Consider the following 16,498-nt stretch of genomic DNA (forward strand, 5'->3'; position numbering starts at 1 on the left):
AATTGAAATATTGACATTGATCAGAAAAAGAATAAATATTCTAAAAATAAGATCGAATAAAATAAATATTCTTTAATGGGCGCTAAGCTCTCTGGGGAGGGGGATTATGTTGGCTCTGGTCACTTTTATCGCTTTCACCGCGTTTGTCGCGGCGGTGGCGTACTGGAAAACCAAAGACGATCAAATGGACAGCTCGGATGCCTATTTTTTAGGTGGGCGGTCGCTGACGGCCTGGGTTATCGCGGGCTCGCTCATGCTTACGAACCTGTCGACAGAGCATCTGGTTGGTTTGAACGCGGATGCGTTTAACCACACCATTGCGGTGATGGCATGGGAGACAACGGCGGCGCTGGCCATGGTGGTTACAGCGCTTTATTTCCTGCCGAAGTATCTTAAAAGCGGGCTGACAACCATTCCCGAGTTTCTGGCCAACCGCTTTGACGAGCAGACACGCATCATCGCCTCGCTGCTGTTTCTTTTTTCCTATGTGGTGGCAATTTTGCCGGTGGTGCTGCTGTTTGGCGCGACCGGGTTGGAAAGCCTGTTTGACGTATCGGCCAATTTTGGCATCAGCCAGCGCGCTGCGACATGGATGATGGTCTGGGGCGTGGGTACGCTTGGCTCACTTTATGCAATTTTTGGCGGACTCAAGGCGGTGGCGATTTCCGACACCGTGAATGGGATAGGGTTCCTTGTAGCCGGGCTCCTGGTCCCCGTGCTTGCGCTTATGGTTGTTGGTGATGGCGACATGTGGACTGGTCTTCAGCAGGTCTACAGCGAGGAGCAGCCCAAGTTTGACATCACGGGCGACGAGCCGGGCTCCTTCCTGCCGTTTGGTGTGCTATTCACCGGCATGATCGTAAACCAGATATTCTTCTGGTGTACCAACCAGTCGATCGTGCAGCGTGCGCTTGGCGCGAGGGACCTTGCTGAAGGACAAAAGGGCGTATTGATTGCGGCCTGCTTCAAACTTGTCGGGCCGTTCATCATCGTGCTGCCCGGTGTGATCGCGTTTCATATGTTCAAGAACGAACTCGCACCGGAGGACTATCTGTTGGCTTACCCCATGCTGGTGAAGACAGTCCTTCCTGAGGCGCTGGTTGGCTTTTTTGCCGCCGTGATGGTGGGTGCGGTGCTAAGTACATTCAATAGTGTGCTCAATAGTTCTGCCACGCTTTTCAGCCAGGGAATCTATCGTGGTATTCTCAATCCATCCGCCGATGGCCCGGCAATGGTCCGCAGCGGGCGCTACTGTAGCGTCGCGCTTGCGCTCGCTGCCATGGCCTTTGCCCCGCTGATTGATACAAGCGGCAGCCTGTTCAACTATCTGCAAAAGATTAACGCAACCTTCTTTGGCCCTATGCTGGCAGTCATTCTGCTTGGCATGACGACACGGTATGTGTCGGCGCGGGCGGCCAAGGTCGGCATGATACTGGGGCCGATAATTTTTTACCTGCTGGTGTTCGCTTTTGGCGACAGTGTGCAGGCCTTCTTCCAGCACCTGCTGGGAACGACAGACGAGATTCACTTCCTGCATTTCCTTGCGCTGGTATTTGTGGTCACGACGCTCCTGATGGTCGTCATCAGCAAGCTGTATCCGGCAACCCGGCATTATGAGGAAGTGTATACGCGGGACGTGGATATAACGCCGTGGCCGCACGCCCGCAAGGCGGGTGCTGCGATCTCGATTGTCACAATTCTCTTTTATGTGCTGCTCGCACAGTAAAAATACGGGAGATGAGCATGTTCAAGTTTAAATCCATGATGGCAACCGCAGGTGTAGCCCTGCTCGCGGGTGCCGCTTGCGCACAAACCGCGCCTGAGCCAGCCGATGAGAAGACCATCTCCTTCCTCGCCTTTGGTGACAGTGGTTACCACTATGGCTACCAGAAGGAAAAATTGTGGGAAAAGCCTTTCCGTACGCTGGAGGCGATTGAGGCCGACGAACGCGCAGACTGGATGGGAGATAATAAAAACCCATCCGAGTTTCAGATGCCGTCGCTCTATTTTCACCCCGAAATGGGCGGCTATATCATGCGCAGTGGCCAGCAGCCTGTCGCAGACGCGATGAAAGCCTATTGCGAGGTAAAATCGTGCGAATTTGGTGTGATGCTTGGTGACAATATCTATCCGGATGGCGCTACCCTTGGCGCGGACGGTATTGATGACGACAAGCGGTTTGAGGACATTTTTACCATTCCATACAAAGGCCTTGGCGCGGGCGAGGGTGACTTCCGCATATACACGGCGCTTGGGAACCATGACTGGCATACCTCCCGCGAGGGAGCCATGGCACAGGTTGACTATATGGAAAAGTCCGACCAGTTTTATATGGACGGCATTTTCTATAGCGTAAAGCCACCATCAGCCGGTGGGGAGGTTGAGATTTTTGTTATCGACACCGAGGTCATCCTTTCCGGTGTTGGATATCCTGAAGCCAAGCTCAACCCCGATGGCAGCGAGATGAAAGGCACCGGCCCGGATGATATCGACCCATGGGCGGAGCCTGCCAACGAGGCTGAGCGTAACATGGTGCCGTGGCTTGAGAATGCGCTTAAAAACTCAACCGCGAAATGGAAGTTTGTTGTGGCACACCATCCATTGTGGTCCACCGGGGGCTCCAAGTTTGAGCAGGCGCGCGCGCTCAGGCAACTCCTGTTACCCATGTTGTGTGACTATGCTGATGCGTATTTCGCTGGGCATGAACACTCGCTTGAGATTCATACGGATACATGTGAAACCACCCCAAAAGGCAAGCGGGAAAAGCCGCTGTTGCATGTGCTCTCCGGTGCTGCGTCGAAAGAACGCTCCACCCATCACCGGTTTGCTGACTATCAGGCCAAAGCTTACCCACAGCAAACCGCCCATTTTGTCCGCGGCATGATCTGGGGTTTTACTCACATCGAACTCAAGGGCGACAAAGGTGTCGTGCGGGTAATCTCCACCCCGACCGATAGCTCTGGTGCGCCCTATGAAGAGTTTGAGTATTGGTTTGAGAACCGCTGATTGGCGGCAGACTTTCTGTGAAGATATCCTCGTTGGGCTGATGGCTGGCGGCCTCATTCGCATGTGCTTGACACATTTGCCATGCGTAAAGGCCAAGGTAAAACGCCCATAATCCGCCACTCAGTATATTAACACGCTTGTGAGTGAATGTACTATCTGCTAAGTCCTCGGGGGAGTTATTCAGGGAGAGGAGGGAAGGATGTCGCTTCAAGGGAAGAGTAGCGAAGATCCAACTGCTGTTGAAGCAAGCCTGTCCAAGCGTCATAAAGCAACACAAAACGAAAAGCTCGTTATTGTTGCCTCGTCGCTTGGTACGATGTTTGAGTGGTACGATTTTTATCTATACGGCCTGCTGGCCACCTATATTTCCAGCCAGTTTTTTTCCGGGGTGAATGATACCACCGCGTTTATTCTGGCACTCGCGGCGTTTGCCGCGGGGTTTGCGGTACGGCCGTTTGGGTCGCTGGTCTTTGGCCGTATTGGCGACATTGTTGGACGAAAATACACCTTTCTTGTCACCATGAGCCTCATGGGCTTGTCGACCTTCGCGGTGGGATTGCTGCCGAGCTATGAGACTATCGGGGTTGCGGCGCCCATCATTCTTGTTGGTCTCAGGCTGCTTCAGGGTCTTGCGGTTGGGGGTGAATATGGTGGTGCTGCCACATATGTGGCCGAGCACGCCCCCCATGGCAAACGTGGGCTATATACCAGCTTTATTCAAACGACGGCAACGCTTGGCCTTATTGTATCGCTGATGTTGGTGATCGGGCTGCGCTATGCCATTGGGGAAGAAGCCTTTTCCGACTGGGGCTGGCGTATTCCATTCCTTGTGTCGGTGCTTTTGCTGGCTGTGTCGCTGTGGATTCGTCTGAAGCTGGCAGAAAGCCCGGTATTCAAACGCATGAAAGAAGAGGGAAAAACCTCCAAGGCACCCATTCGTGAAGCGTTTGGCCAGTGGCGGCATGCCAAATTTGCCTTGATCGCTCTTTTTGGTGCGGTCGCCGGGCAAGCGGTTATGGGGTATACAGGGCAATTTTATACTCTGTTTTATCTCGTGAAAATCCTCAAGGTAGATCCAGGTACCGCCAATGTGATGATTGCGATTGCGCTTGTGCTAGGGACACCATTCTTCGTGATATTCGCTTGGCTGAGCGACAGGATCGGCCGTAAGCCGATTATTGTGACAGCCTGTCTGATCGCCACCGTCGCCTATTTTCCAGCCTTCAGGGCGCTGACCTATGCGGCCAACCCGGCACTGGCGGCAGCTGTGGCAAGCTCCCCGGTAACCGTCATTGCGGACAGTGATGATTGTTCCGTCCAGTTTGATCCGGTTGGCAGCAATACATTCGACGAAACAAGCTGTGACATTGCCAAGGCCTATCTGGCAACAAGCGGCATCAACTATAGCAATGTGGATGCCGCCTCAGGCTCCATCGCGCTAGTCAAAATTGGTAACCTTGTCATTGGTGCGCCGGACCCTGCGGGGTTGTCGCCAGAGGCAAAACAACAGGCAATCAGTGAGTTCCGCTCAAAAGTGGCTGCCGGGCTGGACGCAGCGAATTATCCGCACCAGGCTGACCCGGCCCAAGTGAACAAACCTCTCGTGGTGCTTATCCTGTTTGGCTTGATGTTACTGGTGACAGCACCTTATGCGCCGCTGGCGGCCATGCTGGTGGAACTATTTCCCGCGCGCATCCGCTATACGGCAATGTCCCTTCCCTACCATATTGGGAACGGCTGGTTTGGTGGCTTTTTGCCAAGCGCTGCATTTGCCATGGTGGCGGCCACGGGGGATATCTACTTCGGCCTTTGGTATCCGGTGATCATCGCCGGCATGACCTTTGTGGTCGGCGCGCTGTTCCTGCCGGAGACTTTCCGCCGGAACATAGACGACTAAACGAGCAGGGCCGGGATAGCCCGGCCCTGCTCGTCTCACGCCAGCTTCAGGACATGCTCAAGCAATCTCCTGAAGCCGTTCGCTGCTTCTGCAATCTTGTCGGTCGGTACACAGCGCTCATCATCATCGATCACATGATGGTAGCGATGAAGTCCAAACACTCCTGCCACAGAGGGGTAGCCCGTCTTGATAACATTTGTAAGTTCCCCGGCGGAAAGAACCTCGCTTGAATAGGGCGCCTCAAGTCCGACCTGCCCTTTGAATAGCTCTCTAGCGACGGGCAGCAGCGCCGGGCTTGTAACCAGATATCGTTGCGGGTCGGCGCTGGGTAGCGGTGCCGGGTTGCCGGTAATTTCGTGCCAGTCGCGTGCCGCTATATTGGCGCCCAGATGCAACCAGAAGGCCGTCTTTTGTGGTTTGGGGGCAATGGCATGCAGGGCTTCTTCCGCTCCCAGATACTGATATTCATGTCCGCTGTTGCAAATAAAGGCGAGGTTATAGTCCCGCACAGTGCGGCTGGCCCAGCGCGCCAGGTGGAGCCACGCGGCAATACCCGGACCGCGCTCGCCTGCGCAGCCAAACCAGCCGGAACGAGGGGTCGAGACCACAAGCCAGCGGTCCTGGTCATTATCGATTCTGCTTATGAAGTTGAACGCGGGCCGGTGTCCGCTGTCTCCTGTCATGAAAAGCGTGGCCTCATGGTTCTGCGTCGCTGCAGCAAAATAAGGTTGGGCATCGTTCGGGGCCATCAGGGCCACAGGACCGGCGAACACGGGTTTCCGGCCATCGGTATTCAGTGCAATAACCTTGCCTGTCGGGCCGTTGGTGACAATGATCGCGGCCATCGCTCCTTGCGCGAACGCGGCCTCAACCGGTGTTTTGACCCCTTTCCAGAAAACGGAGGACCAACGGGCGAACGGTAGGTCCACCAGCGCAATCGCCCCGGAAAGTGCTTTGTCCGCAAGCCCCTGCGCGTTTACCCGGACAAGCGGTCCGGTGATCCCGCTCGCCTCTGTTGCCATTACAATAGGCTGTGGCCACACGTCGGCCTGCAGCGCGCCACACACCAGCTCACAGCGGTCAGGTGTGAAATAAGGAGCAGACATGGTTTGCTTCTCGGTTGTGAAGCCCAGCTTTTCAAGCTCTGAGGCCATCCAGTCGCCACAAGCGTTATCGCCTGTACCACCAGCCTGTTTCATGCCAAAGCCGATATATCTGGCGAGGTCTGCCTGTATTTGCGTATGGTCACTGGTGGCTTTGACCGGTTGCGGGGTAGCCTGAAGTGCCGCGCTGGTGGCACCAGTCGCGAGCGGCAATAACGTGGCGCCAGCTATGAAATGGCGCCGTGTGGTGTTTGGCATGTTTGAAATCTCCTCCCCCGAGACATTGTGTCCACCCCGCAGAATAACTTTGCATGCGTTCGAAAGGCTATCTGCATCATTGATATTAACTCGCGTGTGAGTTTATATATTGGATGCCGATCTGACAAGCGTCACGGGGAAACAGGCCGGGCGGGAGGGAAACAAGATGATAACAAGACAATATGTGCTCGCCTCTTTTGTTGCGATGCTTTGCGGTTTCATGACGATTAAAACAGCGGCTGCGGAAGAGCGTGTAGTGACGATTTCGCAAGGGGCTTTGGCCGGGGAGGCTGAAGATGGCGTCAACGTCTTCAAGGGTATCCCTTATGCACAACCGCCGGTCGGCGCGCGGCGCTGGAAAGCGCCGGTGGCGGCAGAAAGCTGGGATAAGGTCCGCACAGCCGCCGACTTCGGTCCAAGCTGTACGCAACCCCCCCTGCCGCCCAGCAGCATTTATGCAGACGAACCGGAGGAGATGAGCGAGGACTGCCTGAGCCTGAATGTCTGGGCTCCAGCGGGCGTGTCGGATGCCCCTGTGATTGTCTGGATACATGGCGGCGCCCTGCAGCGCGGCAGCAGCGCATCGCCCATGTATGACGGTAGTAATTTTGCCCGGCGCGGCGTGGTTTTTGTATCCCTCAACTACCGTCTTGGTGTTTTTGGCTGGTTGGCACACCCGGAATTGAGTGCGGCCTCGCCTCATCAGGTATCGGGAAATTATGGCCTGCTGGATCAAATCGAAGCCCTCAAATGGGTGCGGGAAAATATCGCTGCTTTTGGTGGTAATCCCGATAACGTAACCATCATGGGCGAATCAGCGGGTGCCTTGAGCGTCAGCTACCTGTTGGCAAGCCCCCAGGCGCATGGCCTTTTTGCCAAGGCAATCGCGGAAAGCGCCAACATCCGGGCCGTACCTGAGCTTAAAACGCCGGCCCATGGACTGTTGTCCGCCGAAGCATTTGGCGCCCTTCTGGCCAGCAAGGTTGGCGCTGATAGCCTGGAGGCCTTGCGGGCGATGGACGCCAATACATTGGCGCTTGCGGCCATGAAGGCCAGGTTCTGGGCGCAGGGCACCGTTGATGGCCTAGTGTTGCCAAAACAGGTGGTAGATACCTTTGACGCGGGCGAGCAGGCGCAGGTGCCGCTTCTCGCGGGTTTCAACAGTGGGGAAGTCCGGTCGCAGGCAATGTTTCTGCCACCAATTCCAGCAACCCCGGACGCTTATGTAGCCGAAATTACCAAACGGTACCACGATCTTGCCCCCGCTTTTCTGGCGATATATCCGCCAGCCGATATGCGGGAAAGCATGCTCGCGACACTCCGGGATGCGATTTACGGCTGGGCAGGCGAGCGGATGGTGAAGCAACAGGCGGAAGCAGGTTTTCGCTCATACCTTTATATTTTTGACCACTGTGACGCCGCGTCCGCCGCGCGAGACCTGTGCGCTTTTCACGCCAGCGAACTACCCTATGTTTTTGGCCAGATAGGCGTGGGTGCCGACCTTCCTGTCAACTGGCCGAAGCCGAGCGGCGACGCGGATGAAGCCCTGTCACAGGCAATGATGAATTATTGGGTCAGCTTCGCACGCACGGGCAGTCCCTCAAGTGCCGGACAGGCGAAATGGCAGCCGTATGGCGAGGCTGAAGCGTACATGCGGTTTGCCCACCAGCCTATTGCCAGCAATGACCCGGTCGCCGGTATGTTTGAAATGCAGGAGGAACTGGTGCGCCGTCGGCGTGCTACAGGCCAGCAGTGGTTTATCAATGTTGGCTTGACAGCAACAGACGTGCCGAAGGCCCGGTAATCAGCTTTGTCTAAGAATTTCGGCTAGGCACTCCTGGGGCGACCGAGGGTTATCGGCAATTCTCATGCCTTTATCTGCCGTAATAGCAATTAACATATATTTATTCACACGCGTGTGAGTGAATATTGACGAATGTCACCAGACGTGCCATGATCCCACCGTGCCGACATTTCCGATCGGCACGGGAAGGGGAGGAAATATGAAAGGTTTTCTACGCGCTGCGGCATGTTTGGCCGCGGTGACCGCAGGCTCCACCATTGCCTACGGTCAAGCTGCTGATCTGGAAGGAGATGAGCAGGAAGAAGCAAAACGCAATTCGTCTGAGGTAGAGCTGCAGGAAATTATCGTGACCGCCACGCGGCGGAATGCACGTCTGCAGGATGTACCGCTTAGTGTTACTGCATTTACGCAGGATAAGCTATCGGACGAAGGTGTGGTCGGCTACGAGGGTGTCGCTCATTTGACGCCAGGTGTTGTGGTTAACCGGCCTACTCAGAACTTTAACAACTTTACCGCACGCGGTATCGCAACAAACGGCTATGGTGCCAACCTGCAAAGCACGGTAGCAATCTATATCGATGAACTGCCGATCTCTGCGAACGGCAACTCCACAATTCTTGACCCGAACCTCTATGATGTGGAGCGGGTTGAATTTCTTCGCGGCCCCCAGGGTACGCTGTTTGGCTCCGGCTCTCTTGCTGGTGCCATGCGTATTATCACTAACAAACCGGATCTGGATGAATTCCAGATGTCCGCGCTTGTGGATTATGGCCTGACAGGGTCGGATTCGTTCCGTCAACGGTATAATGCGATGGTCAATGTGCCGATTGTGGATGACAAGCTCGCACTTCGGGTTGTTGGTTTTTACCGCGATGAAGAAGGGTATCTCGATAACGTTGGCACGGGTGTGCACAATTCCAACTCGCTCAAGGACTGGGGCGGGCGTGCCGTGCTCCTTTGGGAACCGACAGATCGTCTGTCTGTAAAGCTGCTTGCAAGCCACGAGGACAGCTATCCTGAGGATTCATCGCTCACCGATCCAACTCTTGGAGAGGAAACCCGCTATTCGGAGCGTCCGGACCTCTTTACAGGTATTCTCACCAGCTACAACGCTACGGTTGAATACCAATTCGACGGTGCACGGTTCACAAGTTCGACCACCTATTCGGACTTTGACCAGCAGTTCTTTGTAGACCTCGCGAATACGTTTGCTTTCACCATTCCGTTCCGGCTCGATGCTGCTGCATATGACAAGATCTTTGTTGAGGAAGCTCGGCTGGTTTCCGACAATACCAGCAATTGGGAATGGGTCATTGGCGGCTTCTATTTCTCTAAACGCCGTGATGTGGACTTCGCCTATCGCGCATCTGACGATTTCCTCGATGCTCGCGGCCTAACCGGTCTTCCGAACGACACCTATTCGCTGCTATTTAACCACACCAACATCCATGAACTGGCGGGCTTTGGCGAGCTGACATATCGCTTCTCGGATAGTTTCTGGATCACAGGGGGTCTTCGGTATGGCAGTATCGACGTACAGACCATCACCGAAGGAGGCGGGTATCAGAGCAACTATCTGACTGCCGCCCTGACGGGGTACAGTGGCCCGTTGACGATTGCGCCGGTGTTGGCGGCTGAAGGGGAAAAAGCGTCCGCCAGCAAGTTTGCATACAAGGGGAGTGTCTCTTACAAACCGTCGGACAACATCACGACTTATGCGACGGTTTCGACTGGTTTCCGCTCGCCGGTGGTGAATGCCCGGGCGGGTGTGCCAAGCCTCAATGACCCGAATGACATCATCATTCCCGATGGTGCGGACTCTGACAAACTCATCAACTATGAAGTTGGCCTCAAGGGCTCATGGTTTGATGGCAAGTTCACCGCCAACCTCGCTGCCTATCTCATTGACTGGAAAAACATCCAGGTGCAGGCAAATCGGGTGTCTGACTCCGTTCAGTTTGCCACCAATATCGGTGCTGCACGCAGTAAGGGTATCGAGTTTGAACTGTTGATGAACCCGACCAAAGGGCTGACGATCAACCTCAATGGCTCGTTCAACGATGCGAAGGTGACAGAACTTACGGCTGAAGAAGCAGGGTTCTCCGGCGCCGTGGAAGGAGCGAGGCTTGCGTCACCGCACTTCCAGGGGTCTGCGCTGGTTAAGTATGCGTTTGATATCGGTGACGACGCACGGGGATATGTGTCCACGACCATTACCCATGTCGGATCGTTCCCGGGACTGTTCCAGTATGTGGCCGGTCAGCCGGGTGTTGAGCAACCAACCTATGACTACACCGACAGCTTCGAGAATGTGAATGCACATCTCGGCTACGAAAAGGACAACTGGTCGCTCATCGCCTATGTCGAAAACCTGTTTGACGACCATTCGATCACTTACGTGCATCCTGAAGCCTTCATCGCTAGTCGCTACGGTACCTTGCGGCCGCGTACCGTCGGCCTGAGGTTCAGCATCGAATATTGATCAATGATCTCAAACAAGCTTCCAGCCCGGGTTTGTGCGCATGCAAACCCCTCCGGCACCGGCTCCGTGACACTGTTCGCGGAGCCGGGTCACCGTTGCCCATGTTGCACGCAAAAAAACGGGGGTCAAAATTGATGTCTGCGGTTTCTTTTTTCCAATCATCTATTCATCGGGTCATGGTGATAATTGCGTCGGCAGTGGTGATATCTACCTGCGTGGTCGCAAAGGACCCGGTCGTGGAAGCGCCAGCCGGTACCATTGAAGGCAAGTCGCGTGGCGATATCAAGATTTTCAAGGGCATTCCTTATGCCGCGCCGCCGGTTGGCGATGCGCGCTGGAAGCCGCCAATGCCAGCCACTGCGTGGGACGGTGTGCGTGAAGCCAAGAATTTTGGTCCCGCATGTATGCAGCCAGTGCGCCATACCGGCAGCATCTACGCCGAAGATATCGGCGAGATGAGCGAGGACTGTCTGAGCCTCAATATCTGGGCACCTGCCAACGCGAGGAAAGCCGGCGTTTTTGTCTGGATTCATGGCGGTGCGCTCAGGAGTGGGGCATCAAAACAGAAAATGTATGATGGCACGCGGCTGGCAGAAACCGGTGTGGTTGTCGTCTCCATCAATTACCGCCTTGGGGCGCTGGGCTATCTTGCACATCCGGAACTAAGTGCAGAGTCCGGTGACAATGTTTCGGGTAATTATGGCCTGCTTGATCAGATTGCAGCCTTGAAATGGGTCCAGCAGAACATTGCTGCCTTTGGCGGAGACCCGGAAAATGTCACCGTCGCGGGTGAATCCGCCGGTGCACTCAGCGTTATGTATCTTATGGCGTCGCCACCCGCGCGCGGGCTTTTTGACAAAGCCATCGCCCAAAGCGCCTATATGATCACTACGCCGCCGCTGCGTGGGAATGAACACGGCCAGATCCCGCAGGAGGCCGTTGGCACATGGCTTACGGAGAAACTCGGCGCCAAAAACCTTGCTGACTTGCGGGCAATGGACGCGGCGGCGGTCGCGAACGAGGCGCTTGAAGTCGGGTTTCAGCCCTTTGGTGCCATTGATGGAAAGGTGTTACCACGCCAGTTGGTAGAGGTGTTCGACCGGGGTGAGCAGGCGCCGGTACCCGTGCTGACGGGGTTCAACAGCGGGGAGATTCGTTCGCTTCGTTTCCTCCTGCCGCCAAAGCCTGAAAGTGCGGAAGCATATGTGGCGGCGATCCGTCAGGGGTATGGCGAGCTGGCGGATGCTTTTCTTGAGCGCTATCCACCTGAAAATCTGGATGAAAGCATGCTGGCAACCACACGTGACGCCATGTATGGCTGGACGTCCGAACGACTGGTGGCCAAGCAAGCCGCGCTCGGTATCCCGTCTTATCTCTATATCTTCGATCATGGCTATCCGGCTGCGCAAAAGTGGGGTTTGCACGCCTTCCATGCGAGCGAACTGCCCTATGTCTTCGGCACCTGGAAAAAAACACCGGACCTCTGGCCACGGGTTGAGGGCAATACGGCAGACCTCAAAACAGTTGATGCCATGATGGGCTATTGGTCGTCTTTCGTGAAAAGCGGAGCCCCACGGGCGGAAGACTATCCCGTGTGGCGGTCTTATGCGGATAAAGAGGCCTATATGTATTTTGCGGATGTCCCGCGCGCAGCACGTGACCTGCTGCCTGGAACCTATGAGCTTCATGAGGAAGTTGTATGCCGCCGTGTCAAGGACGGCGGCATCTCATGGAACTGGAACGTAGGGATCATTTCGCCCCCGTTGCCACCTGAAAGTTCGGAGTGTCCATGACTGACGGCGCCATGCAGCCATTTGCGCTGACCCTTGATAAATTTCTTGATCATGCCGCCAAATGGCATCCGACTACCGAAGTCGTTACCGCCCGCGAGGGCGGTCCGGCCGGCCGTGTCGGATATCGTGTGTTGCGGCAACGCGCCTGTCATATATCTGCGGTGCTTGACGGGCTCGGCATCTCGCAGGGCGACCATGTTGCCACTCTGGCATGGAACACACAGGCTCACGTGGAGGCTTGGTACGCTGTCATGGGCATGGGGGCGGTATGCCATACACTGAACCCGCGCCTGACAGCTGTTCAGCTTGCAGAGATGCTGGCTCAGTCTCAAGCGGCTGTATTGATCATGAGCGCTGATCTTTCCGGTTTGGCGGCAGAAATCTGTGCCCTGTGTCCAACGATTCGGCATGCTATGCTGATCGACGGCGACGTAGGTGCCTGGAAAAATACAAACAGCGGTCCAGTCGTCCATGTGCTGGAGACTGCAATGGAAGAAGCGAAAGACACGATTAGCTGGGGAATGTTTGACGAGACAGCGCCCTCTGGCCTTTGTTTTACGTCTGGTACAACAGGCGCACCAAAGGGCGTGACCTATACCCATCGCTCCAGCTATCTGCATACGCTTCGGCTACTTCAGGCCGACGTTATCGGCCTCACCTCCAGAGATGTTGTTTTGCCGGTTGTACCCATGTTTCACGCTAACGCATGGGGGCTGCCTTTTGCTGCGCCGGCCGCAGGCGCCAAACTGGTGCTGCCCGGGCGTAACGCTGACGGCGCCAGCTTGGCCCATCTGATCGCTGCTGAAGGGGTCACGATCGCTGTCGGCGTCCCTACTGTCTGGGTCGGTCTGGCAGATTATCTTGACGCAACCGGCAAGGAGTTACCGTCGCTCAAGCGGATCATTGTGGGTGGGGCTGCCATGCCACCCGCGCTGATGGCGCGTATTGAAAAACGGTTGGGGGTCACCGTGCAAACCAGTTGGGGCATGACCGAGCTTTCGCCGTCCGGTACCTTCGCACCGCCGAATGACTCGACAAGAAAACCCTCGTTGTCCGGCCGGCCCGCTGTGGGGGTCGACTTGCTGCTGAAGGACTCTGAGGGAAGCCCGCTACCTGAACAGCGCAACACTGAGGGTCGGCTTCACGTAAAGGGCGCCGCAGTTATTGAACGATATTTTGGCGCTGATGAAGCGGCAACAGATGCGGACGGCTGGTTCGACAGCGGTGACCTTGCACGCATTGACGATGACGGCAACCTTATCATTACAGGGCGCTCGAAAGATCTGATTAAATCTGGCGGTGAGTGGATCAATCCTGCTGAAATCGAAGCTGTAGTGGGCGCAATTCCCCAGGTATCGCTGGCCGCGGTTATTGGCCGGATAGATCCAAAGTGGGGCGAACGTCCCATCCTGCTGGTTGAGATGCGGGAGGACCAAACGCTGAGTGATGAAGAGCTGCTTTCTCCGCTGTCGGGTCGTGTTGCGTCCTGGTGGGTGCCCGATGCTATCGTGCGTGTGACACAGATGCCCCTTGCGCCTACCGGCAAAGTAGACAAAATGCGCCTAAGATTGGATTATGGCGGGAACTGACACTGCGATTCTCCAAAATCGTAAAGGCAAGGTTCTGAACTACGGATTGAAAGGCGATAGAGTGTCCGCAACGAAAAAGACTCCAGGTAAACGCCAGGTCAAGGAGCAGCAGCGCGCCGAAAAGATCGAGCAAATTCTCGATGCCGCTGAATTTCTGTTCTCCAAACACGGCCTTTATGGCGTGACCCTGAAGGATGTGGCCAAGCGTGTTGGGGCCCACCACACGCTACTGAACTATTATTTCAATGACAAAAAAACTCTGTTTGATGCTGTTTTTGCCCGCCGCGCCGTGGTGACCAGCGAACGTCGCATGAAAATGCTGGATGAATACGACAAGGCAACAAATGGCAAACCAACGGTAGAAGGTGCCCTAAGGGCATTCCTTGATACGGACCTTGATCTTTACATTGAGGGTGGTGAGGGGTGGAGAAATTACGCTGCCCTGGGCGCGCAGGTCGCCAATACACCGGAATGGGGCGCCGAGACGATGGACAGGCACTTCGATCCCGTGGTCCTGCGTTTGATTGGCCTGTTGAAAAAGGCATTGCCTGATTGTCCAGACGAGGACATTTTCTGGGGCTATCACTTTGTAACCGGTGCACTGATGCTTACGCTGGCACGGACAGGCAGGATCGATAAGCTCTCCGGCGGTAAATGCCGATCTGAAGATTTTGCAGCGGTGAAGAAACGCATGGCGGCCTTCATGGCTGGTGGTTTCCTGACAATTTGCAAACAAGCGGAGGACGATGTAACGGCCTGAGCCGGCCGTGAGGCATCGTTGGTCTGGCATATGAATTTAATTAACTAAATAGTGAGTGAATAAAACTGAAGGGAGAACAAGGATGATCCTTGAGGGCCGCACAGCAGTCGTCACAGGGGCGGGCGCAGGTCTTGGTCGTAGCCATGCTTTAACGCTCGCCAGTCATGGCGCGCGTATCATTGTCAATGACATGGACGGCGTGAGCGCGGAAAGCGTTGCGGCGGAAATCATCGCCGCCGGCGGAGAGGCCGTTGGCGTTGCAGCGTCTGTCACTGATGAAAAACAGGTGTCGGTGATGGTGGACCGGGCGATGGATACATGGGGACGCATCGACATCCTGGTGAATAATGCCGGTATCCTGCGCGATAAAACCTTTGCCAAAATGGATATGGATGATTTTCGTTTCGTCCTCGACGTGCATCTTATGGGCGCGGCAATTTGCACCAAGGCGGTCTGGGGCATCATGCGGCAGCAACAGTTTGGCCGCATTGTTATGACCACCTCCTCTTCGGGGCTATATGGCAGTTTTGGCCAGTCAAATTACGGCGCCGCAAAGATGGCGCTCGTTGGCCTGATGCAGACGCTTGCGCTAGAGGGGGAAAAATATGGCATCCGGGTAAACTGTTTGGCGCCCACCGCTGCAACCCAAATGACGGACGGCATTCTTACAAAGGAGGCTCTGGTGCAGTTGTCGCCGGACCTGGTGAGTTCCGGCCTGCTGGCGCTAGCGCAGGACAACGCTCCGACGCGTGCCATTCTGTGTGCGGGGGCCGGATATTTTGCCCGCGCCAACATCACCCTTACGGAAGGTTTGTATATTGGCGGCGGCGAGAGCGCAGGGGAAAACGTCATTGCCCACTGGGATGGGATCAGCGACCGGACAGGTGAAATTGTCCCGGCCTACGGGCTTATTCAGTCAGAACGTGAATTGGCAGGTGCAAGCCTGGCGCGGGCAGCCAAGGCGGAGTAATCTGCTTTCAGCCCCGCAGGGAGTTGGCCAGGAAAGGCCATTTTTTCAGGGCGAGCTCGATCTCAATCGCCGCGTCTTGCAGCAGAGGTAGCCGTTCTTCAATCAGTTTTTCACGTGAAACTCGTGTTGTGGAAGTGGAGCAGTTGACGCTGGCCACCACCTGCCGGTTGGTGTCAAAAATGGGTACGGCCACTGACACGATGCCATAATCCAGCTCATCCTGCGCGGAATCATGGCCCTGCTGACGGATCTTGCGCAGGCGCTTTTCCAGCTCGGCTTTGGCAGTGATCGTATGTTCGGTGAACTTCCGGAGTTCCACGGTGTCGAGATAGGCGTCAATCACGCTGTCGGGCTGGTATGCCATCAGCGCGCGGCCGAGTGATGTCGCATGCACGGGGAAGCGCGTACCCACGCTAGCGCCCAGCCTGATTTTCCGCTCGGTCGACACATGTACCAGATAGAGGATTTCATCGCCTGACAGAACCGCCAGCGATGAACTGTCGCCGGTCTGATCCCGAAGTTTTTGCAGGTAAGGCGTGGCGACCTGTTCAAGGTTCATGGAGTGCAGATAGGCGGAGCCAAATTCAAGCACCTTGGGCTTGAGAATAAAGCGTCGTCCGTTTTTGCCTACATAGCCAAGTTCCAGCAGCGTGTGCAAACAGCGCCGTGCCACAGCCGGGCTCAGCCCTGTGATTGTGGCCACCTCGCTGAGCGGCAGTTCAGGGTGGTCGGCGTCAAAGGCATTCAGGACCCGCAACCCGCGCTCAAGGGTCGACAGATACTCGGGGTCCTTGGTTTTCTGAGTATCGTCTGCCGTGCTCATATTCTGGTCGGTT

The 16,498-nt window shown here is 55.7% G+C and carries 11 protein-coding genes; 9 read left to right on the plus strand and 2 right to left on the minus strand.

Annotation, left to right across the window (positions count from 1 at the left end):
• The first annotated feature begins 106 nt into the window (after window positions 1-106).
• From OEU85_RS16995 to OEU85_RS17005, 3 genes are all read left to right on the plus strand, one after another.
• Window positions 107-1,726 carry a solute:sodium symporter family transporter gene (locus OEU85_RS16995; RefSeq protein WP_262692724.1) on the plus strand — a complete coding sequence of 540 codons (1,620 nt, stop codon included), beginning with the start codon at window positions 107-109 and terminating at the stop codon, window positions 1,724-1,726.
• 17 nt (window positions 1,727-1,743) lie between these two features.
• Window positions 1,744-3,006, plus strand: a complete 1,263-nt coding sequence (locus OEU85_RS17000) for a metallophosphoesterase (protein WP_262692725.1) — start codon at window positions 1,744-1,746, stop codon at window positions 3,004-3,006.
• Window positions 3,007-3,205: 199 nt separating this feature from the next.
• Complete coding sequence (locus tag OEU85_RS17005; RefSeq protein ID WP_262692726.1) at window positions 3,206-4,903, plus strand: MFS transporter; 1,698 nt, start codon at window positions 3,206-3,208, stop codon at window positions 4,901-4,903.
• Window positions 4,904-4,938: 35 nt separating this feature from the next.
• Here OEU85_RS17005 and OEU85_RS17010 read toward each other — a convergent pair whose 3' ends face one another.
• Window positions 4,939-6,264: a PA domain-containing protein gene (locus tag OEU85_RS17010; RefSeq protein ID WP_262692727.1), complete on the minus strand. Its 1,326-nt coding sequence runs from the start codon at window positions 6,262-6,264 to the stop codon at window positions 4,939-4,941.
• A gap of 166 nt (window positions 6,265-6,430) precedes the next feature.
• On the opposite strand from OEU85_RS17010, the gene OEU85_RS17015 reads away from it, so the two are divergent.
• The 6 genes from OEU85_RS17015 to OEU85_RS17040 all read left to right on the plus strand — a co-directional run bounded on the left by OEU85_RS17015 (window position 6,431) and on the right by OEU85_RS17040 (window position 15,662).
• The gene (locus OEU85_RS17015; RefSeq protein WP_262692728.1) at window positions 6,431-8,068 is read left to right on the plus strand and encodes a carboxylesterase/lipase family protein; all 1,638 of its coding nucleotides are present in this window, start codon (window positions 6,431-6,433) and stop codon (window positions 8,066-8,068) included.
• 199 nt (window positions 8,069-8,267) lie between these two features.
• Window positions 8,268-10,550: a TonB-dependent receptor gene (locus tag OEU85_RS17020; protein ID WP_262692729.1), complete on the plus strand. Its 2,283-nt coding sequence runs from the start codon at window positions 8,268-8,270 to the stop codon at window positions 10,548-10,550.
• Window positions 10,551-10,726: 176 nt separating this feature from the next.
• A complete protein-coding gene (locus OEU85_RS17025; RefSeq protein WP_394805444.1) occupies window positions 10,727-12,343 on the plus strand; it encodes a carboxylesterase/lipase family protein in 1,617 nt (538 codons plus the stop codon).
• A complete protein-coding gene (locus OEU85_RS17030; protein WP_262692731.1) occupies window positions 12,340-13,932 on the plus strand; it encodes an AMP-binding protein in 1,593 nt (530 codons plus the stop codon). The genes OEU85_RS17025 and OEU85_RS17030 overlap by 4 nt, the downstream gene beginning before the upstream one ends.
• A gap of 61 nt (window positions 13,933-13,993) precedes the next feature.
• Window positions 13,994-14,692 (plus strand): TetR/AcrR family transcriptional regulator, encoded by a 699-nt coding sequence (locus OEU85_RS17035; RefSeq protein ID WP_262692732.1) that lies wholly within the window; start codon window positions 13,994-13,996, stop codon window positions 14,690-14,692.
• An 82-nt stretch (window positions 14,693-14,774) separates the two neighbouring features.
• A complete protein-coding gene (locus OEU85_RS17040; RefSeq protein ID WP_262692733.1) occupies window positions 14,775-15,662 on the plus strand; it encodes an SDR family NAD(P)-dependent oxidoreductase in 888 nt (295 codons plus the stop codon).
• A gap of 7 nt (window positions 15,663-15,669) precedes the next feature.
• On the opposite strand, the gene OEU85_RS17045 is transcribed toward OEU85_RS17040, so the two are convergent.
• On the minus strand, window positions 15,670-16,485 hold the full coding sequence (locus OEU85_RS17045; RefSeq protein WP_262692734.1) for an IclR family transcriptional regulator domain-containing protein: 816 nt from the start codon (window positions 16,483-16,485) through the stop codon (window positions 15,670-15,672).
• Between the last annotated feature and the right edge of the window lie 13 nt (window positions 16,486-16,498).

It is taken from the genome of Kordiimonas aestuarii (assembly GCF_025574465.1).
Lineage (GTDB): Bacteria > Pseudomonadota > Alphaproteobacteria > Sphingomonadales > Kordiimonadaceae > Kordiimonas > Kordiimonas aestuarii.

Bases quoted from the DNA above. Each gene is read 5' to 3' on its own strand.
- OEU85_RS17010 (WP_262692727.1), bottom strand. From the start codon at position 6,264: ATGCCAAACACCACACGGCGCCATTTCATAGCTGGCGCCACGTTATTG.
- OEU85_RS16995 (WP_262692724.1), top strand. From the start codon at position 107: ATGTTGGCTCTGGTCACTTTTATCGCTTTCACCGCGTTTGTCGCGGCG.
- OEU85_RS17030 (WP_262692731.1), top strand. From the start codon at position 12,340: ATGACTGACGGCGCCATGCAGCCATTTGCGCTGACCCTTGATAAATTT.
- OEU85_RS17020 (WP_262692729.1), top strand. From the start codon at position 8,268: ATGAAAGGTTTTCTACGCGCTGCGGCATGTTTGGCCGCGGTGACCGCA.
- OEU85_RS17045 (WP_262692734.1), bottom strand. From the start codon at position 16,485: ATGAGCACGGCAGACGATACTCAGAAAACCAAGGACCCCGAGTATCTG.
- OEU85_RS17005 (WP_262692726.1), top strand. From the start codon at position 3,206: ATGTCGCTTCAAGGGAAGAGTAGCGAAGATCCAACTGCTGTTGAAGCA.
- OEU85_RS17040 (WP_262692733.1), top strand. From the start codon at position 14,775: ATGATCCTTGAGGGCCGCACAGCAGTCGTCACAGGGGCGGGCGCAGGT.
- OEU85_RS17015 (WP_262692728.1), top strand. From the start codon at position 6,431: ATGATAACAAGACAATATGTGCTCGCCTCTTTTGTTGCGATGCTTTGC.
- OEU85_RS17000 (WP_262692725.1), top strand. From the start codon at position 1,744: ATGTTCAAGTTTAAATCCATGATGGCAACCGCAGGTGTAGCCCTGCTC.
- OEU85_RS17025 (WP_394805444.1), top strand. From the start codon at position 10,727: ATGGTGATAATTGCGTCGGCAGTGGTGATATCTACCTGCGTGGTCGCA.